This window comes from Serratia sp. (in: enterobacteria), from assembly GCF_051654945.1.
In the GTDB taxonomy this organism is placed as follows: Bacteria; Pseudomonadota; Gammaproteobacteria; order Enterobacterales; family Enterobacteriaceae; genus Chania.
The window spans coordinates 1-23087 of the sequence record NZ_JBOFZA010000085.1 but is presented as its reverse complement, the minus strand read 5'-3'; the positions used below and the strand labels follow the sequence as shown (position 1 = coordinate 23087).

Sequence of the window (23087 nt, the reverse complement as noted above, 5' to 3'; positions counted from 1 at the left end):
TCTCGCAGCGACAGGCACAAAACGGAGAGAAACTATGTTTGAACCAATGGAACTAACCAATGACGCGGTGATTAAAGTCATCGGCGTCGGCGGTGGCGGTGGCAACGCCGTTGAACACATGGTGCGCGAGCGCATCGAAGGTGTTGAATTCTTCGCCGTTAATACAGACGCTCAGGCGCTGCGTAAAACGGCAGTTGGCCAAACCATCCAGATTGGTAGCGGTATTACCAAGGGTCTGGGTGCAGGCGCGAACCCTGAAGTGGGTCGCAATTCAGCGGAAGAAGACCGTGAAGCCCTGCGCGCCGCCCTGGAAGGTGCAGACATGGTCTTCATCGCGGCCGGCATGGGTGGCGGTACCGGTACCGGTGCTGCGCCAGTGGTGGCCGAAGTGGCCAAAGATCTGGGTATTCTGACAGTGGCCGTGGTGACCAAGCCTTTCAACTTTGAAGGCAAGAAGCGCATGGCATTTGCTGAGCAGGGTATCGCCGAGCTGTCCAAGCACGTGGACTCGCTGATCACCATCCCGAACGACAAGTTGCTGAAAGTTCTGGGCCGTGGCATCTCTCTGCTGGACGCGTTCGGCGCGGCCAACGACGTGCTGAAAGGCGCGGTACAAGGTATTGCCGAACTGATCACCCGCCCTGGCCTGATGAACGTCGACTTTGCCGACGTGCGCACCGTGATGTCCGAAATGGGCTACGCGATGATGGGTTCTGGCGTCGCCTGTGGCGAAGACCGTGCCGAAGAAGCGGCGGAAATGGCAATCTCCAGCCCACTGCTGGAAGATATTGACCTGTCCGGCGCTCGTGGCGTACTGGTCAACATCACCGCGGGCTTCGACCTGCGTCTGGATGAGTTCGAAACCGTGGGTAACACCATTCGTGCTTTCGCTTCCGACAATGCGACCGTGGTAATCGGTACCTCGCTGGATCCGGAAATGAACGACGAACTGCGCGTGACCGTGGTCGCGACCGGTATCGGTATGGACAAACGTCCTGAAATCACCCTGGTAACCAATAAACAAGCCAGCCAGCCAGTGATGGATCACCGTTACCAGCAGCATGGTATGTCACCGCTGCAGCAGGAAGTGAAACCTGCCGCCAAGGTGGTGAACGATCAGAGCGCGCAACCAAACAAAGAGCCTGATTATCTGGATATTCCGGCCTTCCTGCGTAAGCAGGCAGATTAGGAATAAGCTGATAATTTGGAATCTCCGCTCTTTGTGCTAAACTGTCCCGCCAGCCTTGCTGTATGCTTGGCTGGTTGGATTGATAACATTGCGAGATAAAACGATGATCAAACAAAGGACATTAAAACGTATTGTGCAGGCGACTGGTGTCGGTTTACATACCGGCAAGAAAGTCACGCTCACAATGCGCCCAGCGTCGGCTAATACCGGGGTCATCTATCGTCGCACTGACTTGAATCCACCGGTAGATTTCCCGGCTGATGCCAAATCCGTGCGTGATACCATGCTCTGTACTTGCCTGGTCAATGAGTCAGACGTGCGTATTTCCACCGTTGAGCATTTGAATGCTGCATTGGCGGGCCTGGGTATCGACAACATCATTATCGAAGTTGACGCTGCCGAAATCCCGATTATGGACGGTAGTGCCAGCCCGTTTGTCTATCTGCTGCTGGATGCCGGTATCGAAGAGCTGAATTCGGCGAAGAAATTCCTGCGTCTGAAAGACACGGTACGTGTTGAAGATGGCGACAAGTGGGCAGAGCTGTCCCCGCATAACGGGTTCCGCCTGGACTTCACCATCGACTTCAACCACCCGGCGATTGATGCCAGTACCCAACGTTATCGTCTGGATTTCTCAGCCGATTCGTTCGTACGCCAAATCAGCCGTGCGCGTACCTTCGGTTTCATGCGTGATATCGAATATTTGCAGTCCCGTGGCCTGGCCCTGGGCGGCAGCTTCGATTGCGCGATTGTGGTGGATGACTATCGTGTCCTCAACGAAGACGGCCTGCGCTTCGAAGACGAATTCGTACGCCACAAAATGCTGGATGCCATCGGCGATCTGTTCATGTGCGGCCATAACATCATTGGCGCGTTCACCGCGTACAAATCAGGTCATGCGCTGAACAACAAGCTGCTGCAAGCCGTGCTGGCGAAACAGGAAGCTTGGGAATACGTGACATTCCAGGATGAAGCCGAAATGCCATTGGCATTCAAGGCTCCGTCAACCGTACTGGCCTAAGCTGCCAAGACGTCAATTAGTTATCACGACCGGTCGCGTTGGCTCTCTCTCCTGCCAACGAGGCCAGTCGTTCTAATATCTTGCGTAATTTCTCCGGACTCTGCGCCGCCAACCCCCGTAACGCATCTGCACTTTCCAGGCTCAAATGCCGCATTGGCACTGTCTTTTGCTGGCCATTTTCCGCTGTTTTGCCGAGATCCTGTACCTGGCTGCTGCCTTTTGCCATCAACGATGGATTAATCCTGATGTCGATTGACGACAAAGATGGTAGAATTTGCGCTCGTAGTGCGGATAGCAGGCTGGGTTGTTCATAGCGTAAGCGCATCATCCAACTGGCATTGGCGGTTTCCAGCACTAAAATACCCTGTCTGAAGTTGGCGACACGGCACCAAGGGTGCAGTTGAGCGGGCAACAACCCCTTCACGGCACGATTGAGTTTCAGTAGCGCGGTAGCGCGTTGCTGAACGTTATGCAGCGGCCCTTTCTCTGTTGCAGACGCGTCGTCAAACAGGATATCTAATAATTGTGGACGGCTATCGCGCATAATGGGCTCCGGCGGATAATAAACACGTGATCGGTATTCTAAATCGTTGGCGACAATTTGGCAGACGTTATTTCTGGCCTCATCTCCTGTTGGGGATGGTAGCGGCTACGCTTGGCGTACCGCAAAATCTGTCCGGCACCGTCGATCAAAGCGCATTACCGAGCACCTCGTCCAGTCTTAACCGACAAAATTCTGCCAGTCACGCTTTCAATAGCCTGGCGTTACTGCAAGAAGTGCATCGTCGCCCAACGTTTAACGTTGATTACTGGCACCAGCATGCGCTTCGTACCGTCATTCGTCACCTCTCTTTTGCTCTGGCACCTCAGGCCGTCTATGCCCGGGTGCAGGAAGCAGAGGCCGTTGCGGTTGAACCTCCACTACAGGTGGCTCAGCTTGCCCTGCTTTCCACGCTTAATGCGCTCCTGACGCATGAGCCAAAACCACCGACTATAATTCGTAATACCCATCACCCTATCGTTCCTTCTTTGGCGCAGCATCAGGCCGGGCTATGGCTCGCTCAGGTGCAAGGTATTCGCGCCGGGCCTGCGGCTCTCGGCTAATCTTTGCCCCCTGGGCAGCAAAAAACAAACAAAACAACAGCTTGTTGACGGCCATTATGGTGTCGTCGCGTAAGAGATATGAAGAATCATGTTAATTAAACTATTGACCAAAGTTTTTGGTAGCAGCAACGATCGTACCCTGCGCCGCATGCGTAAAGCGGTTGAGATGATCAACCGTATGGAACCAGACATGGAAAAACTGTCTGATAGCGAACTGCAGGCCAAGACCGATGAATTCCGTGCGCGTCTGAAAAAGGGCGAGGTGCTGGAAAGTCTGATCCCGGAAGCCTTCGCCGTGGTGCGTGAGGCCAGTAAGCGGGTGTTCGGCATGCGTCACTTTGATGTGCAGTTGCTGGGCGGGATGGTGCTTAACGATCGCTGTATCGCCGAGATGCGTACCGGTGAAGGTAAAACGCTGACCGCAACCCTGCCTGCCTATCTGAACGCCCTGAGCGGCCGTGGCGTACACGTGGTTACCGTCAACGACTACCTGGCCCAGCGTGACGCCGAAAACAACCGTCCGCTGTTCGAATTCCTGGGTTTAAGCGTAGGCATCAACCTGCCGGGCATGCCTGCACCGGCCAAGCGTGAAGCCTATGCTGCCGATATCACCTACGGTACTAACAACGAATACGGTTTTGACTACCTGCGCGACAACATGGCGTTCAGCCCGGAAGAGCGCGTGCAGCGTAAACTGCACTATGCGCTGGTGGATGAAGTTGACTCCATCCTGATCGACGAAGCGCGTACGCCACTGATCATCTCCGGCCCGGCCGAAGACAGCTCAGAGATGTACATGCGGGTTAACAAGCTGATCCCGCAGCTGATCCGTCAGGAAAAAGAAGACTCTGACAGCTTCCAGGGTGAAGGGCACTTCTCGGTCGATGAAAAAGCACGTCAGGTTCACCTGACCGAACGCGGTCTGATCTTGATCGAAGAGATGCTGGTGGAAGCGGGCATCATGGATGAAGGCGAGTCGCTGTATTCCCCGACCAACATCATGCTGATGCACCACGTTACTGCCGCGCTGCGTGCCCACGTGCTGTTCACCCGCGACGTTGACTATATCGTTAAAGACGGTGAAGTTATTATCGTTGACGAACACACCGGCCGTACCATGCAGGGCCGCCGCTGGTCCGATGGCCTGCATCAGGCAGTCGAAGCCAAAGAAGGCGTAGACATCCAGAACGAAAACCAGACGCTGGCGTCGATCACCTTCCAGAACTACTTCCGTCTCTACGAGAAGCTGGCCGGTATGACCGGTACGGCGGACACCGAAGCGTTCGAATTCAGCTCGATCTACAAGCTGGATACCATCGTGGTGCCGACCAACCGTCCAATGATCCGTAAAGATATGCCGGATCTGGTCTACATGACCGAGAAAGAGAAGATCGCCGCGATCATCGAAGATATCCGTGAGCGTACCACCAACGGCCAGCCGGTGCTGGTAGGTACCATCTCGATCGAGAAGTCTGAAGTAGTTTCCCGCGAACTGACCAAGGCAGGTATTGAACACAAGGTTCTGAACGCCAAGTTCCACGCCATGGAAGCGGATATCGTCGCCAATGCTGGCCAGACTGCTGCGGTTACCATCGCCACCAACATGGCCGGTCGTGGTACCGATATCGTGTTGGGGGGGAGCTGGCAGAGCGAAGTGGCCAACCTGGAAGAGCCGACGGAAGAGCAGATTGCTGCGATTAAAGAGGCTTGGAAAATTCGCCATGATGCCGTGCTGGCCGCCGGTGGTCTGCATATTATCGGTACCGAACGTCACGAATCACGCCGTATCGACAACCAGCTGCGTGGCCGTTCCGGCCGTCAGGGTGATGCCGGTTCTTCCCGCTTCTACCTGTCGATGGAAGATGCGCTGATGCGTATTTTCGCCTCGGATCGCGTTTCTGGCATGATGCGCAAACTGGGTATGAAAGATGGCGAAGCCATCGAGCACCCATGGGTCACCAAAGCCATTGCTAACGCGCAACGCAAGGTTGAAAGCCGTAACTTCGATATTCGTAAGCAACTGCTGGAATATGATGACGTGGCTAATGACCAGCGCCGTGCGATCTACAGCCAGCGTAACGAATTGCTCGACGTGTCCGACGTGAGCGAAACCATCAACAGCATCCGTGAGGACGTGTTCAAGACCACCATCGACAGCTACATTCCGCCGCAGTCTCTGGAAGAGATGTGGGATGTGAAGGGTCTGGAAGAGCGCCTGAAAAACGACTTCGATCTGGATATGCCGATCGCCGAGTGGCTGGATAAAGAACCTGAGCTGCACGAAGAAACGCTGCGTGAACGCATCATGGCGAAAGCGAAGGAAGATTACCTGCGCAAAGAGGAAGTGGTTGGCGCTGAAATGATGCGCAACTTCGAAAAAGGCGTGATGCTGCAAACGCTGGACTCCCTGTGGAAAGAGCACCTGGCGGCGATGGACTACCTGCGTCAGGGTATTCACCTGCGTGGCTATGCGCAAAAAGATCCGAAGCAGGAATACAAGCGTGAATCCTTCAACATGTTTGCCACCATGCTGGAATCGCTGAAATATGAAGTGATCAGCGTGTTGAGCAAGGTTCAGGTGCGCATGCCGGAAGAGGTTGAAGCTCTGGAACTGCAACGCCGTGAAGAAGCCGAGCGTCTGGCACGCCAGCAACAGCTGAGCCACCAGGAAGAAAACTCCCTGGCAATCACCGATCCGAATGCTCCGGCAGTCGCCGAACGCAAAGTAGGGCGTAACGATCCTTGCCCATGCGGTTCCGGTAAGAAATACAAGCAGTGCCACGGCCGCCTGCAAAAGTAAGCGTCCTGTAAGGCATGATTAAACGTAGGGGCTCAGCGTGCTGAGCCCTTTTTTTTAGCTATCAAGATCTGGAGGATGCGATGAAGCACCTGAACATCGCCGTAGGGATTATCCGTAACCCACAGCAGGAAATCTTCATCACGCGCCGTGCTGCTGATTCGCATATGGCGGGCTTTTGGGAGTTCCCCGGCGGCAAGATCGAACAGGGCGAAACGCCGGAACAGGCATTAGGGCGTGAATTGCGGGAAGAAACCGGGATTGACACCAAACAGGCTCAGTTATTGGAGGTGTTGGAGCACCGCTTCATCGATCGGATTGTGACGCTGAATTTCTATCTGGTGGAAGAGTGGGCGGGCGAACCCTATGGCCGTGAAGGGCAGCCGATGCGCTGGGTGAAGCAGGCCGATCTGCGTGAGGAAGAGTTCCCCGAAGCCAATGTCAGTATCATCAAACTGCTGGTGGCGCAGGCCAGTGCCACACTGTAAGTTTTAGGCCTGGCATTGCCAGGCCAATAACGCGGCTTTAAAGGTTGTTACTGTCTCTGTCTTCACTCCAATCTTCACTTTCGTTCAGATCTTCGTTGCTCGGAATACGCTTCTCTTCATCGGCCCATTCACCCAGATCGATCAGCTGGCAGCGCTTGCAGCAGAACGGACGATACGGGCTGACTTCGCCCCAAACCACGCCTTTGCCACAGGTTGGGCATTTTACTACGGTCATATTCATTCCTTGCTCCCTCTTAAAATCCAAGGGGTTATCATCAACAGCAGGCCAGCTCAAAGGTAAGACGCTCTGGCACTGTGCCGTTTTCGCTGTCTAGCGGTAGGAAACGGATGGCATAGCGCGTCTTGTGGCCGGAAATCTGCGGATAAAGCTGGTAAGCCAGATTAATACGTAAGCGTAACAGATCTGCTCCTTCGGCGTTATCCTGGAAGAAGCCGTTAAGGCTGATCTGATTGCGAAACGGCCCGGCTTGGCGCACCAAATCCAACACGATGGTCAGCGCCTGATTCAGGGGCTCGAGAGTTTGCAACCAGTCTGCCACGTCGGCATCGCGTTCATGTTGCGCCACATGCATCCACATATGCAGCGTAGGCAAATCGAAGCTGCAACAGCCGCCAGGGATGCTTAGGCGCTGGCGAACCAGGCTTATCAGCCGGTCTTCACGCAGCGCCTGCCCCATACGCGGGGCAGACATCAGCGCTGAGGCGCAACCTTTCAGCTGGCTGCGTAGCTGATTGACCACCGAGATATCGACACCGGGCATTTCTGCCCACTGCAGTAATTTCTGCTGCTGGCGTTCCAGCTCTTTCAGCAGCTCGGTGCGTACCTCGCCACGTTCCAATACGTCCAGCAGATCCGCAACGGTGCGGAAAAAAGTCAGGGCGATTGCCGTTTCGCTCAGTGCTCTTTGGCCATGAAGCTGCTGCAATAAAAACTCGATCCGCAGCCAGGTACGCATTTTTTCATTTAACGGGTGTTCAAAGAGAACGGTCGGGGAAGCGTCACTCATTCGGTGTGATCCTGTCGGGTCGCTGAAGTTGCCAGCTCAAGATAGTGTTGATGCAATACGGCGACATGGGGTTCGATTCCCTGTGCGCTGCCGCTATTGTCAATGATGTCATCCGCAACGGCCAGGCGCTGTTCACGCGTGGCCTGTGCAGACAGAATATTTAGCGCCTGCTGGCGGTCGATGCCGTCGCGGGCCATGGTTCTGGCCAATTGTGTTTCGCTGTCGACATCCACCACTAAAACGCGGTCGGCACGATCTTGCAGGCCGTTTTCTACCAGCAAGGGTACTACCCATAGTACGTAACAACTCTGGGCGTTGGCTAGTTGGCGTTGCGTTTCCCGCTGGATCTGCGGGTGCAGTAACTGGTTTAGCCAGCGTTTTTCGTCGGGATCGCTGAAGATCCGCTGACGCAAAGCCGCACGGTTGAGGGATCCGTCCGTCAGCAACATTTCATTACCAAAATGTGCCGCAATAGCGTCCAATGCTGGGGTGCCAGGCTCAACAACCTGGCGAGCAATGATATCCGCATCAACAATGACCACGCCCAAACGTGCAAAAGCGTTGGCTACGGTGGACTTGCCGCTGCCGATACCGCCGGTTAATGCCACTATATAGGCCATGATCGAAGAGGATCCTGATATTCACCAAAAATAATAAGCGAATCATAAAGCGATCGCGCAGAAGTGCAAGAGGGCGCACGTGACTTGCCCGACGTTCGGGATTTCGCTGAGATAATTTGGCCATGGGCTGCGGGAAAATGAGGCGGCAATCACATTGGGGTGTAGCAGGTAAATTTGTGGGATTGTACCGTAAATAAAGGCGAAATCGCAGTCTTGCCGAGTGATTATTAGTGCGTATGATAGCATCACTGGAACTGGCAATAACCTACCCGTCATTTTACAAATTGTAGGGTAGAGGTTCGAAATCCCTCTGCGATCCGTCGCCAAAAACCAGGAAATCATCAGTCATGCGTATTGAAGAAGATTTGAAGTTAGGCTTTAAAGATGTGTTGATCCGCCCAAAGCGTTCCACGCTGAAAAGCCGCTCGGAAGTTGAACTGGAGCGCCAGTTTACCTTCAAACATTCGGGTTACAACTGGTCCGGTGTGCCGATTATCGCCGCCAATATGGACACGGTTGGTACCTTCCGCATGGCCGAGGCTCTGGCATCCTTCGACGTTCTCACCGCCGTTCATAAACATTACACCGTAGAGCAATGGGCTGAGTTCGTTCAGCGCGTGCCTGAATCCGTGCTGCGCCATGTGATGGTGTCTACCGGCACTTCCGAAGCCGATTTCGTCAAGATGAAGCAGATCCTGGCGCTCTCTCCGCTGTTGAAATTTATCTGCATCGACGTGGCCAATGGCTATTCCGAACACTTCGTGGCCTTCCTGAAAAGAGCCCGTGAAGCCTGCCCAAGTCATGTGATTTGCGCGGGTAACGTGGTTACCGGTGAAATGGTGGAAGAGCTGGTGCTGTCCGGTGCCGATATCGTCAAGGTTGGGATTGGCCCGGGTTCTGTCTGTACCACCCGTGTGAAAACCGGTGTGGGCTATCCACAGCTTTCCGCCGTGATCGAATGTGCCGATGCTGCACACGGACTGGGTGGCCAGATTGTTAGCGATGGTGGCTGTTCGGTACCAGGCGATGTGGCGAAAGCCTTCGGCGGCGGCGCAGACTTTGTCATGCTGGGCGGGATGTTGGCCGGGCACGACGAATGTGAAGGCACCGTGGTGGAAGAGAACGGTGAGAAATTCATGCTGTTCTACGGCATGAGCTCAGAGTCTGCCATGAAACGTCATGTGGGTGGGGTAGCTGGCTACCGTGCCGCAGAAGGTAAAACTGTCAAGCTGCCACTGCGTGGTGAAGTTGAGTTTACCGTGCGTGATATCCTCGGCGGTCTGCGCTCTGCCTGTACTTACGTTGGCGCTGAGCGTCTGAAAGAACTGACCAAACGCACTACCTTTATCCGTGTGGCGGAGCAGGAAAACCGCGTTTTCGGCAGCAAATAACGGCCTGACCTGTAGGGGCGCCGCATGCTGCGCTCGCTTAGCCGCATGCTACGTCCCTACATAATTACCCCAGCACATTCCCCAATTGGAATATCGGCAAATACATCGCGATCACCAGCGTACCGACAATCCCGCCCACCACTATCATCAGCAACGGCTCCAGCGTTTGTGCTAGCGTATCGGCGAGTTCATAGGTCTGTTGTTCATGCCAAACCGCCAGTTTGTCCAACAGAATATCCAGCGTGCCAGACTCTTCCCCCACCCGCACCAACTGCTGGCACAGCGAGGGAAACAGCGGCTGTTGAGCAAGCGCACTGTGGAAAGGATATCCTTGGGACAGTTGCTGTTCTATTGCCGCCAGTGCCTGGCAATAAAACACGATATTCACCGATAGTTTCGCCGCGCTTAGCCCCGCCACCAGCGTCAGCCCTGCCTGCTGGGTCATGGCCAGAATACGAAATACCTGACTCAGGCAGTTGCCCTTAACCAACGAGGCAATCAACGGGATGCGCAGTAATAGTGCCTGTTCACGTTGTTGCCAATCCGTTAACGGATGCAACCAGCACCAATAAAACCCTGCAAGCCCAGCGACTGCAATCAATAGATAAGGCCCGGTAGCGACCAATGCGCCAGACAGCACCAGCAACCCTTGGGTAAACCAGGGTAACGGGGCATCGAAGGATTGATAAATCTTGGCAAACTCCGGCAGCACCATCACTAGCATCAAAACGGTGACGACTATGGCCACCAGACAGATAAACAGCGGATAGCGCACTGCCTTGAGAACTTTTTTCTGTAGCTTCTGCTGGGCTTCTTGCTGCTGTGCCAACTGTAGGCAGCAGCGATCCAGATGGCCCGTCAATTCGCCGATGGAGATCAGTTGGCGATAGATTAAGGGGAATATGCGATGCTGCTCGGCGATCACCTCGGAAAAGGGTTGCCCCATTGCCACGCTGTGGCTGATTTCCAGCAACAGACAGCGCCAGGCCGCCGACTGATGTTCCTGAGCCAGCAACTGTAGGCTATTGACCAGCGGTAACCCAGCCTGCAACAGGGTTGCCAGCTGGCGGGTGAATTGGATCATCGGCTCGCCGCGCCATTGGCGTGTTGAGACCCGCTTTCCCGGCCCCATTTGATAAGGCTGCAATCCCTGCTCCAACAGGTGCTGATAGACCTGGCTTTTCTCTTCTGCCAGCAGTTCGCCACTGCGAAGGCCACCCTGGCTATCGATAGCTTGCCAAACAAACAGACGGCGAGTTTTCATGGTTTGCTCTCTGTCTGAGTAGTTACCCCGACCACGCGGTATAGCTCCTCTAAAGAAGTCGTTCCCTGGGTGACCAACGTCAGGCCTGCTTGCAGCAGGGTCATCTGGCCTTGCTGCTGCGCAATATCGGCCAACTCGATCACCGAGGCATTTTGCATCAGAGCGTTTTGGATCTCGGGGGTGATCTTCAGTAACTCGTAGACGCCGATCCGGCCGTAATAACCCCCAAAGCAATGCTCACAGCCAGCCGCACGCCATGGGCTCAAGGGTTCCGGCCAGATAGTGGCCGGAAAATGCAGGATCTCCACTTGTGGATAGCGGCAATGGATGCACAAACGCCGTACCAGGCGCTGGGCGATCACCAGTTTCAGGCAGGCCGCCAGCAGGTAGCCGGGAATACCCATCTGGGTCAGGCGGGTGAGGGTTTCGCAGGTGGAATTGGTATGCAGGGTCGACAGTACCAAATGCCCAGTTTGTGCCGCCTTGACGGCAATTTCTGCCGTTTCCTTATCACGGATCTCGCCGATCATGATGACATCGGGATCCTGGCGCAGTAGAGCGCGCAACACGCGGGCGAAATCCAGATCGGTTTTGCTGTTGATCTGCGTCTGGTTAATACCGAACACCGGGATCTCGATGGGATCTTCGACGCTGCACAGGTTACTCTGTGCATCGTTAAGTTGGCGTAATCCGCTGTACAGCGTAACGGTTTTGCCACTGCCGGTTGGGCCGGTAACCAGGATCATGCCTTGTGGGTTGGAGAGGGCATTGGCGTAGCATCCCAGCGCTTCCTGGCTCATGCCAAGCTGCTCGAGCGGCAACTCCTGGCGATCGGTTTGCAGGATCCTCAGCACTACCTTTTCACCATACAGCGTGGGTAAGGTGGAAATACGCATCGAGAAACTGGCGTTATCCAACTGCACGCTGAGTTGGCCGTCCTGTGGCAGACGGCGCTCGGCGATATCCAGTTGCCCCATGATCTTCAGCCTGGCGGTGATCCTGGCCGCCAGCGAAAAGGGCGGGGAAGCTATGGCCTGGAGTACCCCGTCAATCCTGAGCCTGACGCGAAACCTCTGCTGATAAGGTTCAAAATGTACGTCAGAGGCACGCCGCTGGATGGCACTACGCAGCGTGTGATTAATGAATTGCGCCACCGGGGTATCACCGTCGTCATTAAGCGAAGGGGATTGCTCTTCGGTATTTTCCTGCGTAGGCACCAGGGCGAGAGGCTGCCGCTGTGCCTGCTCCAGTCGCGCAATAGGCCATTGCTCAATCCCAACGCTTTTACCGGTGGCGAAGCGCAGGGCGCTCACCAGAGCCACAGGGATTTCACCATGCAGGGCGATAGTCAGCCGTTGTGCGTCTTCGCTGAGTGCCAGCGCTTGGTAACGTTGGCACAGCGCGTGGATTTCATCGCTGATTTCCATGCAGATCCCTCACTGGGTGGCATCGTCAAAACGGAAAACTTCCTGGCAGGTTTCCTGCAGGCTGGCGTTGCTACTGCTGCATTGGCGCGTCCAGCGCATCGGGCCGGTTGCATCCGTGGTGGGAGCCAGTGTCACCGTTAGCCCCTGCAAGCTCTGGGTACCCACTAGGCTGATGGTACCCCCACTGACCTGAATACTACTCACATAGCGGGTTGCCGCCCCGGCAGGGATGCCTTTGGTGCCTGCATCACAGCCTGATGGGCCACCGCCCTCCAGTGCGCACAACTCAACCGCCATTTTGTAGGGCACCATGGCCTGAAGCATGTCAGTCATGGCGGCTTTCTGGATATAGCGCTGATAGGCAGGGATGCCAATGGCGCTGAGAATGGCGACGATGGCGATAACCACCATTAATTCGATCAGGGTAAAACCGCGTTGTGTTCCCATCTGTTGTTTCCTCCGTAGTGATCAGGAGGCAACGTTAAAATGGTCCAAACCCGCTGGCGAGAGGAGGATAAGAATTATGCGTAGCTGTTCCACCACAATACGCCTGCGTTTCTCGACGTTGAAAAACAATGCGTGGTGCCTCACAACTGGGTGGTGACGCTGCCTTTGCAAGTCTCACCTCTTCCCTTTGAACCGCCGGTGAGGCTGAGAAACGTCTGATTTTTCGCTAAAACCTTCTGATTTTTAAGTGGGGATTATTCTTAGGGGGTAAGAATGATCCTGTATTAACCTTTGGGTCTCTCATGCGGTGTATTCAGGCTGTTATTGTTATTTTTAGAGTATTTGCCTATCTGTGTGTAGGAAATATCCTTGATCGGATGTTCTGTAATATAATGTTTTCGTGATATTTGATGCTAAAATTATTATTGAAATGCATTAAATATAGCGCTATCGTTGTCATCACTGCAGTAGAGGGAATAATTAAATATTCTAATATCATGCTTTAATAAAGGCATGAGTTATCGTGCCTTTATATTGAGCATAGATTTTTTCTATTATTTATGATGGAAATAACTAGGGCTATTTAATTTCACTTTTATATAAGGATGATGTTGTGAAAAAATTAAACGTTTCTGAAGCTAGCACAATCGTTGGCGGCACTTGCAAAACCTGTAGCGTTGAGTATGTAAACATTACTCCAAGCACTTGTAATGCTGTTACCACTTGTGTAGACAAAGACGGCAAGGTTGTTAGCGTTGACAGCAAGCCAGTTGCGCTGACCAGCTGTACTTTGCAGCCATAATGTAAACTTCGGTTTCCTGTCTGACAGGAACTGATGCCAGTGCTGGTGCGGTAAGGTTTATCGCATCAGCCTGTTTGATTCTCGCGCATTTTTAATGGACAGGGATGTGACTGCTGCAAGGATTATTGTCAGCCTGCCTGACTACAACAATCAATATCCCTCCGTTATTAAGTGCTAATTGATTTACCCTTATGCATTAAGGTTGGTGGTTGTTAGCACACAACCTTGAAAGATTTTGGGTATATGTAATTTAGGACGCAGCGTTCATGTTCAAGAAGCCCTTTTATCTTTTTGCCTATACCCTTTTGGTTATTATTATCTCTTCGCTGATCACCACGGCTTATTTCCACTATTTTGTACTGAATCAGAATTCCGGTCCTGAGCAACAGGCTCTGACTATGCTCGGCGAGGACGATATTAAAAACAGTCCGATCAACAAGGATAATACGATTATTGAGATCTTCTCTTACGGTTGCCACTATTGTGCCTTGTACGATGAGGATGTCTCCAAGATGGAAGCGCGGATGCCGGCCGGGACTCAATTCGTTCGCGTGCACATAGCCAACCTGAACAATGATGGTCTGGCGAGTTTCGCTCCGTTGTTTGCCACCCTGACGGTGATGGGCATTGAGCCACAGCACCGTGCAAGCGCTTATGACGCCATCATCAAACAAAAAATCGATCTGAGTAACCCTGGCATCCGCGATCAATGGTTAACGAAAAACGGTATCGATATTGATGCCTATAACAAAGCCAGCCAGACACCGCAGGTGACCGAGCTGCTGAACTATATGACCAAAGTGTCTGGGTATTACAAAATCAAGGCGACCCCAACGTTTATTGTCAACAAAAAGTGGCTGGCACTGCAGGATCGCGAATTCCCTGAGTTTGCCGATCATCTGCTGTCACTGTTGCAGCATGACAAACCGCTGGAGAAATAATGCGTTTATTTGCCGTGTGGATATATCTGGCGTGGAGAGAGGCGCTCACAGGCATTGCTCGCAGTTTGTTGCCCTTGCGCAGAGCATACGGCAAGACGGTTTGTTGGCTGCTGCGCCATGGCAGCTATCGCTGGTTCCTCGGGCTGGCGGCGCTGGGGCGCGGGTTGCACCTGGTAAACCGGGGCGATCGTCGGCGTGCCAGCGTGGCCGAGGCCAACAAGCAATCCCTGCTCGGGGCTGACTACCAAGGGAATTTTGCCCGTACCAGTCAGCGCCGCCGTTTACTGGAGCTGGCCGCGACCTACGGCCAGAGCCCTCAGGTCGCAGCCCAACTGGCTCGCTGCCAGGCAGAGCTTAATGCGGTTGTCGAACCTTTGCATCAGGCAGGGCACCCGGTGGTGCTGGCACCGCTGCATATGCTCTCAGACGTGCTGGCCGGCATGGTGGGTGCCGGGGTGTTTCCGGGGCAGGCAACGGCGATTGTTTCTGTGAGCGTAGAGGTGTATCACGCCAGGGCGCGCGAACTCGGGGGCGTCAACCTGTCCTATTGCTCGATCCATGATGATAACCGGGAAATTGCTGGCAATCTGATGGGCGCGATTATGGAAGCGGCCGATCATCAACGCAATATCATGATTTTCCCGGATATCTCGCCGGATTACACCGTCAATACCAATACGGCGCAAACGGCAAAGCTCAGTTGCCGTCTGTTTGATCGCCCGGCCAATTTGCACAGCGGCGTGATCCGCATTGCCCGGGCGCTGTCGGCGCAGGTGGTGTTTTATTACCTGTATTACGACAAAGAGATAAAAATCCATATTGATCCGCCGATCCCGGCGCGCAGCGTGAAAGCCAAATTGCCAGAAATTGTTGAGAGTTCGATCGTCCGGCATCCCGAGGACTGGCTGTTATGGCACGCACATTCGTTATTTTTTATCAATGAATAACCCGGAAATTGAAGAAGTCAGATCATGGAAAAGATAATCCCGACGCTGGTGTTCCAAGGCGAAACGAATGAATGTGGGCTCGCCTGTATCGCCATGATGGCAGAAACGCAGGGGATCGATGCCTCGCTGGAAACCCTGCGCGAACGCTACCCGGCCTCGCAGCATGGCACCTCGATGGCCAGGCTGTGCGATATCATGGGCGAACTGGCGATGCCCGCTTATCCCGTGGCCTTTGAACATGATGAGCTGGCGGAAATACCGCTGCCCGCCATTTTGCATTACGGGGCGAGTCATTATGTGGTGCTGGCCTACCGCAAGGGCAACCATGTCTGCGTGATGAATCCGGGAATTGGTCAGCAACTGCTGCCTATCGATGCGCTAAAGCTGGACATCAGCGGCTATGCGCTGGTGCTGGACAGTGAAACCCAGCCCGATCCGCAGGCGCTGGCCAACGTGCAGCGCAGTAAACGCTTTCGCATGTTCGACACCATGAGTCTGAAAGAAACGGCACGTATCCCCGGCATTTACCGGCTGATGATACTGGCGTTTCTGATCTCGTTGACTCTGTTTATCATGCCGACGATGGTCAGCAGTGCCATCAACCAGGTCTTTTCCTCTGCGGGAAAAACAGATTTCCCCTATTTTTACTTCCTGCTGGCGTTTGTCGTTTCGACCACGCTGGCCTTTGGTGTGCGTTGGATCACCGAGCGGTTTATCAAACGCTTTGTGGTGAACAATAGCGTAGCGGGCTTCTCGCGCTTGCTCAGTAACTCGCTGAACTTCTTTGATAAACGTGCGCCGGGTGACGTGTTTAGCCGCTTTGCCAGCTGGCAGATGGCCTCGGGCATAAAAATCGAGTTGGATAACGGCCTGCGTACTGATTGGATCATTGGTGCCATTGCCTTGGCGGTGATGTGTTACATGAGCCCGCTGCTGGCGATGGTGTCCGGTATCAGCGTGGCTCTGATGGGGCTGGTCAGCGTCTGGGCCATCTATCGTGACCGTTATTACACCCAGCAGATGCAGGTCAAAACGGCCGATCAGAGCGACTTTATCCTGGAGAGTATTCAAGGTTTCGCCACCATCAAGTCCGCTGGGCTCGATAGCCAGCGCAAGAGCCTGTTTGCCAAGTACGCCCTGGCGCTGTTTACCTGCCGCCAGCAACAGCGGATGTACGAACAGGTCAAAAGCAGCCTGTATCAACTGATCGGCAGTCTGGAAATGGTGTTGTTTATGTTCCTGGCGCTGCCGTTGTTGAAAAACGAAACCATCACGCTGGGTGAGTTCTTTGCCTATAGCTTTGTGCGGGAAATTTTCACCTCCTACATTACTAAAATCTTCTATTCGATCCTGCAGAAGAACCAACTGCACGTGATCGATACCCGCGCCCGGGATCTGTTCCCCCCACGCTCTGCACCGGAGCTGGGCAACGCAGCGGTTCCTGCGCCGATCCCGGCCTTTACTTCGCAACTGCGTTATCACCATATCGCCTTTGCCTATGACGCCCAGCAGCCGGTGTTGCACGATCTTTCCCTGTCGCTCAAACCGGGGCAAAGCATTGCCATTGTCGGTGAATCCGGCGCGGGTAAAAGTACCTTGCTGAAGGTGATGACCGGCCTGATGCCGCCACAGCAAGGGGACGTCATAGTGGATGGCCAGCCGCTCGATTATCAGCAGGTGCACGCGCTGTTCTTCCTGCAAAGCCAGGAGGACATCTTGTTCAATGCCTCGGTGCTGCACAACATCACGCTGTTTGATGAGAACTTTAATGAGCAAAAGCATCAACAGATTGAGCGCTCGCTGGAGGGGCTTAATCTCACCCCGGTGATCGAGAAGCTGCCGGGTGGCCTGAATGCCCTGATCCGTGAAAGTCACGCCGGGTTGTCTCTGGGGCAACGTCAACGTCTGTTGCTGGCGCGGGCCATGTACAGCGATCGCCCGGTGCTGGTGCTGGATGAACCCACGGCCAACCTGGATGAGGAAACGGCGCACCAGGTGATGACCACCTTACTGGAACATTGTCGCGAACGGCATAAAACGCTGATCACCGTGACGCACAGCGAGAGCGTATTACCGATGTTCGATCGGGTATTCCGCGTGAGCAACGGACATGTGGCCAGCGTTGAAACCCCACCGGTACTGACCACGGTGGTGTGCTGATGAAGCTGAAAATGGTTGCCATAACCAAACGCTGGCTGGTGCCGATAGCCTTGCTATGTTTGCTGGCGATTGGTGCGCTCGTCTGGTACGTCACTGCGCCCACGCAGGAAAATACCTATGACACTGAAGAGATCACCCGTGGCGATATCGAAAAAACCGTGTTGGCGACCGGCATTCTCAAACCCGCGTTGCAGGTCAGCGTAGGTGCTCAGGTTAACGGGCAATTACAAAAGCTGTATGTGAAACAGGGCGATCGTGTTAGCCGCGGGCAGTTGCTGGCGGAAATCGATCCCACCCTGCAACAGAACGCACTGCGTAAATCGCAAGCGGCCCTGCAAAGTGCCGAAGCGCAAAAACAAGTCACCCAGGCAACGCTTAAACAGTATCAACAGGAGCTGAAGCGTCAGCTAAAACTGGATCGTGATGGTTCAGGCGTTAAAAGCGATCTGGAAAAGGCGCAGGCGCAGTTCCAAACCCAGGTTGCCCAGTTGAAGGTCAACGACGCACAGATCGTCCAGGCGCAGATGGAGCTGGAAACCGCCAAGGCCAACCTGGGCTTTACCCGTATTGTTGCGCCTATCGATGGTGAAGTGCTGGGCATTGTAACCAAAGAAGGGCAGACCATCGTGTCGTCACAAACCGTCCCGACCATTCTGGTGCTGGCGGATGTGGATACCATGACGGTACACACCCGTATTTCAGAGACCGATATCCTGAAGGTGCACGTGGGACAACCGCTGTGGTTCTACGTGGTGGCCGATCCCAAGCAGCGTTACGAAAGCGTGATGGGCTCGATCCAGGAAGCGCCCAGTGACGCTTTGCAGGAAGATAACCCGTCCAGTTCCTCTAATCAGCAAGCCTCGGCGGTGTATTACAGCGGCGTGTTTGCCATTGCCAACGGGAAACGTCTGCTGCGCACCTCGATGACCGCGCAGGTATTTATCATTACCGAACAGGCAAAGAATGCTTTACGTGTACCGGTGGCCGCCTTCGGTGCGCAGCAGGGCAAGGATCGTTATCAGGTGCAGGTGATGAACGGCAATCAGCTTGAGTCACGCTGGGTACGCATCGGCCTGAACGACAGCCAGTTCGCCGAAGTCAAAGAGGGGCTGAAAGAGGGCGATCGCGTGGTGTTGGCAGGGAGTGCTACCAATGGTTAAGCCAGCCTCTGCGTTGATCTCATTGAGCGGCATTTCCCGCCATTTTGTCTCCGGGTTGCAGACGGTGGCGGTGTTGAAAAATATCTCCCTCTCCATCCAGCCTGGCGAGATGGTGGCGATCGTTGGCGCGTCCGGTTCGGGTAAATCCACGCTGATGAATATCATCGGTTGCCTGGACAAGCCCACCGAAGGCGAGATGCAGATCAAGGGCATCTCCACCCAGCTTGCCAGCAGCGAGCAACTGGCCCAGTTACGCAGCCAGTACATCGGGTTTATCTTCCAACGCTACCACCTGATGCCGTACCTGAGCGCCAGCGAAAACGTCGCCATTCCCGCCCTGTATACCGCGATGCCCGCAACAGAGCGCCAGACGCGGGCTGAATACCTGCTGACCCGGCTTGGATTGCAACAGCGGATGAACTACAAACCGGCGCAGCTTTCCGGTGGGCAACAGCAGCGGGTGAGTATTGCCCGCGCGTTGATGAACGGGGCTGAAATTATTCTGGCCGATGAACCGACCGGGGCGCTCGATCGCGCCAGTGGGCAGGAACTGATGGAAATCCTCCACTCCCTGCACCGTTCGGGGCACACCATCATTATCGTCACCCACGATCGGGATGTCGCCAATCAGGCGCAGCGCATTATCGAAATCAGCGACGGTGAAATTATTGCCGATAGGCGCAATGAAGCGGTCGCGCCACTGGAAACCCGGCCCGTATTGCCAGTGGTCGCCGCTACCGGGCGTAACCCGTTCTGGCAGAGCGTGCAAGAGGCGATCAAGATGGCCTGGCGTGCGCTGATGGGGCACCGTGCCAGAGCCTTCCTGTCGATGTTAGGCATTATTATCGGCGTTTCCTCCGTGGTGTCATCAATGGCAGTGGGTGAGGGTGCACGGCAAAATATTCTGAGGGAGATCGGCCAACTGGGCAGCAGTACGCTGGAGATCCGCCCAGGTGAGGGACGGGGGAAAGTACGGCCTGACTTTGCTCGCGCATTGAAGGTTTCCGATGTTGAACTGTTGGCCCGCCAGCCTTATGTCGACAGCATATCGCCAGTGGTCAGCAAAGTCGTGACCGCGGTGCGCGGTGGCAAAGAGGCGACTGTGGCGATTTCCGGTATCAGCAATGCCTATTTCCGCGTGCAAGGTCTGCATTTTATCTCCGGTAACGGTTTTACCCAGCGCGATCTGGACGAGCGGGAACCGGTGGTGATCATCGACCCGGAATTACGCGACACGCTGTTTGAAACGTATGAAACACCAGAAGGGGAAATCATTCAGCTTGGCGGTACACCGTACCGGGTGATCGGCATTGCCGAGCGTAAAGGCGGCAAGTTCAGCGGCATGATGTTGGGTGCCTGGATGCCCTATACCGCGCTGCTGGAGCGCATGTCCGGCGATATGCCGATCGAGTCCATGACCTTGCGTGTACGTGACGGGCTTGCACCGCATGAGGTACAAGGACGCGTGGAGAAGCTTTTAGAACAAGCTCATGGCCAGCGCGACTTTTACACCCAGACCAACGATCAGATGACGCAGGCCATCCGCAAGGCATCGGATTCCATGAATCTTTTGATCACCGCGATTGCCGGGATTTCGCTGCTGGTGGGCGGGGTTGGCGTGATGAACATCATGCTGGTTTCGGTCACCGAACGTACCCACGAAATTGGTATCCGCCTGTCGGTTGGCGCACGGCCAGCGGACATCATGCGCCAGTTCCTGATTGAGGCGATGGTGATCTGCTCGTTGGGCGGGCTGATTGGCATTATTGGCTCCGGGTTGGCCGGGGTCATTTTCTCCCAGGTGACGCAAGAATTCTCAATGATCTTTACCTGGCCACCGTTGGTGCTCGCCTGCGGGTTCTCGGCATTGATCGGCCTGGGTTTTGGCTTTTTCCCGGCGCGCAATGCGGCACGTCTTCATCCAACGGAGGCGCTGGCGCGCGAATGACTTTCAACAAACTCACTCTGGCCCTGCTGCTGCCCCTGCTGTTAAGCGGTTGTGGCTCCTTGACGAAAAGCGAATATCAGCGGCCAATGCTGTCGGTGCCCGCCGAGTGGCGGGTGAAGGATACCGGTTCAGGCTACCTGCAACATACCGACCATTGGTGGGATAACTTTGACGATCCACAGCTCTCGATGCTGATCGGACGCGCGCTCACCAGCAACAACGATCTGGCGATCGCGGGCATACAGCTCCAGCAGGCCCGACTGGCGGCCGGGTTAACCGATACCAATTTAACGCCAGAGGTTTCGGTTGGCGGCAGCGCCAACAACAGCAAAAACCTGCGGAGTAATACCACTCCGACGGAGTCTTATAGCACGACGTTGTCGTTGAGCTATGAGCTGGACCTGTGGGGAAAGTTGGCTCGAGCCAGAGAGCAGGCGCAGTGGCAGGTTGAAGCTACGGAGCAGGATCGGCAAAACACCGCGCTGACATTGATAGGTAACACAGCGCAGTACTATTGGCAGATCGCCAATCTCAACCAGAAAATAAAACAGCAGCAAGCGGGTCTGGAAATTAGTCAGCAGACGCTGGCGTTAGTGCAGTCACGTTATGCTTCCGGCGCGGTCGGGCAGCTCGATCTGTTACAGGCGCAACAGTCGCTGCTCAATCGAGAGAACACCTATCGTACGTTGCAACAGCAACGGGAAGAGAACCGCAATGCGCTGGCGATCCTGTTTAACCGTTCACCTACCGATCGTCAGGCAGAACGCAGCTCACTGGATATCAATCAGGATGTGCCGATTGCCAAGATGCTGCCGGTTGAGGTTATTGCCCGTCGTCCAGACGTGAAGGCTGCGGAAGGGCGTCTGCGAGCAGCCCTCGCCGGTTCGGACGTGCAGCGTTTAAGCTTCTACCCGTCGCTGTCACTGGCTGCATCACTCGGCTCCGCCAGCAGTATTTTCTCTCAGTGGTTCAGCAACCCTGTCAGGACGCTGGGAGCCAACGCTGCGTTGCCGTTTGTGCAGTGGAATACGGTGCAGTTGACCATCGAGAAGTCGGATCTGGACGTCAAACAGGCGGCGATCGTCTTCCGCAGTCAGGTTTATAGCGCGCTTTCCGACGTGGATAACGCCATGTCGCAACGCCTCAGTTACCAACAGCAAAAAATCAATCAGCAACAGAATCTGCAGCTTAGCCAGCAGCGCTTGGCACTGGTCAGAAGCCAATACCAGGTAGGGGCGATCTCTTTCCAGAGCTTGCTGGATGCCGAGGACGATCTGCTGACCATCGAAACCAATTTGTCAGATCTACAGTACAACTATCTCAATGCCACCATGAAACTGTGGCTGGCGTTGGGCGGCGGTGTGGAACAAGACGGTGATATAACAGGATGAAATCATGAATACAGGCGCTTTGCCACGTCGCGTGGTGGTTACAGGTTTTGGTGCGGTCACACCGTTGGGAATGAATGCCGAGCAAAGCTGGGCGGCGATCATGGATTATCAACTGGGCTATCGCCACATCGATATGTCTGCCGTGGGGATCCAGTCGCGTTTCTTCGGCGTGATCGACGAGGAACCCAGTCTGAAAGGCGTCCCGGCAGCGATCCGCCGCCGCCTGCCGCGTTTTGCCCGTCTTGCGCTGGGGGCGGCCCGCGAAGCGATGGAGATGGCCTTCCACGGGGAGAGCCCGGCGGCGTATTACGATCTGCTGGACTGCGGCACCATCATTGGCAGCGGTTGGGCGGGTCAGGATGAAACTCATCTTAATTACGAAGGCTATCTACGTACAGGGCTAGGTTCCCCGTTTGGCTGCTTCCTTTCGATGCCCAATGCTGCCACCGCAGCCTGTAGCCTGTTCTGGGGTTTACGCGGTTATCAAAATAGCCCGATTGCCGCCTGTGCCACCGGAACTATCGCCATTGGTGATGCGGCCGAGGTGATCCGCAGCGGCCGTGCGTCGATGATGCTGGCCGGGGCCGGTGAATCGTTGCGTACCGATGCAGCGGTGTGGAACATCGATATTCTGCGCGCCTTGGCGAGCGAACAGGAGGATGCCAGCAAGGCCTGCTGTCCTTTCAGCCTCGATCGCAACGGCTTTGTGCTGTCCGAAGGGGCTGCGGTACTGTGTCTGGAAGAGCGCGAAGCCGCACTGGCGCGTGGCGCGACGATTTTCGGGGAGATCAAGGGCTACGGCAATTACTCCGATGCCTTCGATTTTACCGCGCCAGCGGAAGACAAGATTGCCCGGGTGAAAACCATCCAGCATGCGTTGCAGCAGGCCGGGGTGACGGCGGAAGATATCGATTATATCAATGCCCATGGCACGTCCACGCCGCTCAACGATCTGAATGAAA

At 54.8% G+C, this 23087-nt stretch carries 21 protein-coding genes; 14 read left to right on the top strand and 7 right to left on the bottom strand.

Annotation, left to right across the window (positions count from 1 at the left end):
- The first annotated feature begins 34 nt into the window (after positions 1-34).
- Both ftsZ and lpxC read left to right on the top strand, forming a co-directional pair.
- Entirely contained in the window at positions 35-1189 is a 1155-nt protein-coding gene (gene ftsZ / locus ACRDCA_RS19535) for a cell division protein FtsZ (RefSeq protein ID WP_024483522.1), read from the top strand.
- A 103-nt stretch (positions 1190-1292) separates the two neighbouring features.
- On the top strand, positions 1293-2210 hold the full coding sequence (lpxC, locus tag ACRDCA_RS19530; RefSeq protein ID WP_025120498.1) for a UDP-3-O-acyl-N-acetylglucosamine deacetylase: 918 nt from the start codon (positions 1293-1295) through the stop codon (positions 2208-2210).
- A gap of 16 nt (positions 2211-2226) precedes the next feature.
- Here the strand turns inward: lpxC and ACRDCA_RS19525 are convergent, their stop codons facing one another.
- Positions 2227-2754 carry a DUF721 domain-containing protein gene (locus tag ACRDCA_RS19525; RefSeq protein ID WP_438691038.1) on the bottom strand — a complete coding sequence of 176 codons (528 nt, stop codon included), beginning with the start codon at positions 2752-2754 and terminating at the stop codon, positions 2227-2229.
- A 26-nt stretch (positions 2755-2780) separates the two neighbouring features.
- Between ACRDCA_RS19525 and secM the strand changes: the two genes are divergently transcribed.
- The 3 genes from secM (at position 2781) to mutT (ending at position 6599) form a co-directional block, all read left to right on the top strand.
- Positions 2781-3314, top strand: coding sequence for a secA translation cis-regulator SecM (gene secM, locus ACRDCA_RS19520; RefSeq protein WP_438691037.1), 534 nt, complete (start codon positions 2781-2783; stop codon positions 3312-3314).
- 88 nt (positions 3315-3402) lie between these two features.
- On the top strand, positions 3403-6114 hold the full coding sequence (gene secA / locus ACRDCA_RS19515) for a preprotein translocase subunit SecA (RefSeq protein WP_438691036.1): 2712 nt from the start codon (positions 3403-3405) through the stop codon (positions 6112-6114).
- Between the two features lie 80 nt (positions 6115-6194).
- On the top strand, positions 6195-6599 hold the full coding sequence (mutT, locus tag ACRDCA_RS19510; protein ID WP_438691035.1) for an 8-oxo-dGTP diphosphatase MutT: 405 nt from the start codon (positions 6195-6197) through the stop codon (positions 6597-6599).
- Between the two features lie 37 nt (positions 6600-6636).
- Here the strand turns inward: mutT and yacG are convergent, their stop codons facing one another.
- From yacG to coaE, 3 genes are read right to left on the bottom strand one after another with little or no spacing between them, the layout of a single operon-like run.
- On the bottom strand, positions 6637-6834 hold the full coding sequence (yacG, locus tag ACRDCA_RS19505; RefSeq protein ID WP_438691034.1) for a DNA gyrase inhibitor YacG: 198 nt from the start codon (positions 6832-6834) through the stop codon (positions 6637-6639).
- Positions 6835-6874: 40 nt separating this feature from the next.
- A complete protein-coding gene (gene zapD, locus ACRDCA_RS19500) occupies positions 6875-7627 on the bottom strand; it encodes a cell division protein ZapD (RefSeq protein WP_438691033.1) in 753 nt (250 codons plus the stop codon).
- On the bottom strand, positions 7624-8247 hold the full coding sequence (coaE, locus tag ACRDCA_RS19495; protein WP_438691032.1) for a dephospho-CoA kinase: 624 nt from the start codon (positions 8245-8247) through the stop codon (positions 7624-7626). Before coaE ends, zapD begins: the two co-directional genes overlap by 4 nt.
- 347 nt (positions 8248-8594) lie before the next feature.
- Here coaE and ACRDCA_RS19490 point away from each other — a divergent pair, with 347 nt between their 5' ends.
- Positions 8595-9638, top strand: a complete 1044-nt coding sequence (locus ACRDCA_RS19490; protein WP_438691031.1) for a GMP reductase — start codon at positions 8595-8597, stop codon at positions 9636-9638.
- Positions 9639-9702: 64 nt separating this feature from the next.
- Here the strand turns inward: ACRDCA_RS19490 and hofC are convergent, their stop codons facing one another.
- From hofC to ppdD, 3 genes are read right to left on the bottom strand one after another with little or no spacing between them, the layout of a single operon-like run.
- Complete coding sequence (gene hofC / locus ACRDCA_RS19485; protein WP_438691030.1) at positions 9703-10902, bottom strand: protein transport protein HofC; 1200 nt, start codon at positions 10900-10902, stop codon at positions 9703-9705.
- Positions 10899-12335 carry a type II secretion system protein GspE gene (gene gspE, locus ACRDCA_RS19480; RefSeq protein ID WP_438691142.1) on the bottom strand — a complete coding sequence of 479 codons (1437 nt, stop codon included), beginning with the start codon at positions 12333-12335 and terminating at the stop codon, positions 10899-10901. Before gspE ends, hofC begins: the two co-directional genes overlap by 4 nt.
- A gap of 3 nt (positions 12336-12338) precedes the next feature.
- Positions 12339-12776, bottom strand: coding sequence for a prepilin peptidase-dependent pilin (gene ppdD, locus ACRDCA_RS19475; RefSeq protein WP_438691029.1), 438 nt, complete (start codon positions 12774-12776; stop codon positions 12339-12341).
- A 613-nt stretch (positions 12777-13389) separates the two neighbouring features.
- Between ppdD and ACRDCA_RS19470 the strand changes: the two genes are divergently transcribed.
- The 8 genes from ACRDCA_RS19470 to ACRDCA_RS19435 form a co-directional block, all read left to right on the top strand.
- Positions 13390-13578 carry a DUF4762 family protein gene (locus ACRDCA_RS19470; RefSeq protein WP_438691028.1) on the top strand — a complete coding sequence of 63 codons (189 nt, stop codon included), beginning with the start codon at positions 13390-13392 and terminating at the stop codon, positions 13576-13578.
- 266 nt (positions 13579-13844) lie between these two features.
- On the top strand, positions 13845-14519 hold the full coding sequence (locus tag ACRDCA_RS19465) for a thioredoxin domain-containing protein (RefSeq protein WP_438691027.1): 675 nt from the start codon (positions 13845-13847) through the stop codon (positions 14517-14519).
- The gene (locus ACRDCA_RS19460) at positions 14519-15466 is read left to right on the top strand and encodes an ABC transporter (protein ID WP_438691026.1); all 948 of its coding nucleotides are present in this window, start codon (positions 14519-14521) and stop codon (positions 15464-15466) included. The genes ACRDCA_RS19465 and ACRDCA_RS19460 overlap by 1 nt, the downstream gene beginning before the upstream one ends.
- A 24-nt stretch (positions 15467-15490) precedes the next feature.
- Positions 15491-17626 (top strand): peptidase domain-containing ABC transporter, encoded by a 2136-nt coding sequence (locus ACRDCA_RS19455; protein ID WP_438691025.1) that lies wholly within the window; start codon positions 15491-15493, stop codon positions 17624-17626.
- Complete coding sequence (locus ACRDCA_RS19450; protein WP_438691024.1) at positions 17626-18786, top strand: efflux RND transporter periplasmic adaptor subunit; 1161 nt, start codon at positions 17626-17628, stop codon at positions 18784-18786. The genes ACRDCA_RS19455 and ACRDCA_RS19450 overlap by 1 nt, the downstream gene beginning before the upstream one ends.
- Positions 18779-20734 (top strand): ABC transporter permease, encoded by a 1956-nt coding sequence (locus ACRDCA_RS19445; protein WP_438691023.1) that lies wholly within the window; start codon positions 18779-18781, stop codon positions 20732-20734. Before ACRDCA_RS19450 ends, ACRDCA_RS19445 begins: the two co-directional genes overlap by 8 nt.
- On the top strand, positions 20731-22125 hold the full coding sequence (locus tag ACRDCA_RS19440) for an efflux transporter outer membrane subunit (RefSeq protein WP_438691022.1): 1395 nt from the start codon (positions 20731-20733) through the stop codon (positions 22123-22125). The genes ACRDCA_RS19445 and ACRDCA_RS19440 overlap by 4 nt, the downstream gene beginning before the upstream one ends.
- 4 nt (positions 22126-22129) lie before the next feature.
- Positions 22130-23087, top strand: a 958-nt coding sequence (locus ACRDCA_RS19435; protein WP_438691021.1) for a beta-ketoacyl-[acyl-carrier-protein] synthase family protein, incomplete at its 3' end; no start/stop codon positions are given.

Coding starts and splice junctions, on each gene's coding strand:
- ACRDCA_RS19440 (WP_438691022.1), top strand. CDS start 20,731: ATGACTTTCAACAAACTCACTCTGGCCCTGCTGCTGCCCCTGCTGTTA.
- ppdD (WP_438691029.1), bottom strand. CDS start 12,776: ATGGGAACACAACGCGGTTTTACCCTGATCGAATTAATGGTGGTTATC.
- ACRDCA_RS19455 (WP_438691025.1), top strand. CDS start 15,491: ATGGAAAAGATAATCCCGACGCTGGTGTTCCAAGGCGAAACGAATGAA.
- mutT (WP_438691035.1), top strand. CDS start 6,195: ATGAAGCACCTGAACATCGCCGTAGGGATTATCCGTAACCCACAGCAG.
- secA (WP_438691036.1), top strand. CDS start 3,403: ATGTTAATTAAACTATTGACCAAAGTTTTTGGTAGCAGCAACGATCGT.
- ACRDCA_RS19525 (WP_438691038.1), bottom strand. CDS start 2,754: ATGCGCGATAGCCGTCCACAATTATTAGATATCCTGTTTGACGACGCG.
- ACRDCA_RS19450 (WP_438691024.1), top strand. CDS start 17,626: ATGAAGCTGAAAATGGTTGCCATAACCAAACGCTGGCTGGTGCCGATA.
- ftsZ (WP_024483522.1), top strand. CDS start 35: ATGTTTGAACCAATGGAACTAACCAATGACGCGGTGATTAAAGTCATC.
- coaE (WP_438691032.1), bottom strand. CDS start 8,247: ATGGCCTATATAGTGGCATTAACCGGCGGTATCGGCAGCGGCAAGTCC.
- zapD (WP_438691033.1), bottom strand. CDS start 7,627: ATGAGTGACGCTTCCCCGACCGTTCTCTTTGAACACCCGTTAAATGAA.
- hofC (WP_438691030.1), bottom strand. CDS start 10,902: ATGAAAACTCGCCGTCTGTTTGTTTGGCAAGCTATCGATAGCCAGGGT.
- lpxC (WP_025120498.1), top strand. CDS start 1,293: ATGATCAAACAAAGGACATTAAAACGTATTGTGCAGGCGACTGGTGTC.
- yacG (WP_438691034.1), bottom strand. CDS start 6,834: ATGACCGTAGTAAAATGCCCAACCTGTGGCAAAGGCGTGGTTTGGGGC.
- ACRDCA_RS19465 (WP_438691027.1), top strand. CDS start 13,845: ATGTTCAAGAAGCCCTTTTATCTTTTTGCCTATACCCTTTTGGTTATT.
- ACRDCA_RS19460 (WP_438691026.1), top strand. CDS start 14,519: ATGCGTTTATTTGCCGTGTGGATATATCTGGCGTGGAGAGAGGCGCTC.
- ACRDCA_RS19490 (WP_438691031.1), top strand. CDS start 8,595: ATGCGTATTGAAGAAGATTTGAAGTTAGGCTTTAAAGATGTGTTGATC.
- ACRDCA_RS19445 (WP_438691023.1), top strand. CDS start 18,779: ATGGTTAAGCCAGCCTCTGCGTTGATCTCATTGAGCGGCATTTCCCGC.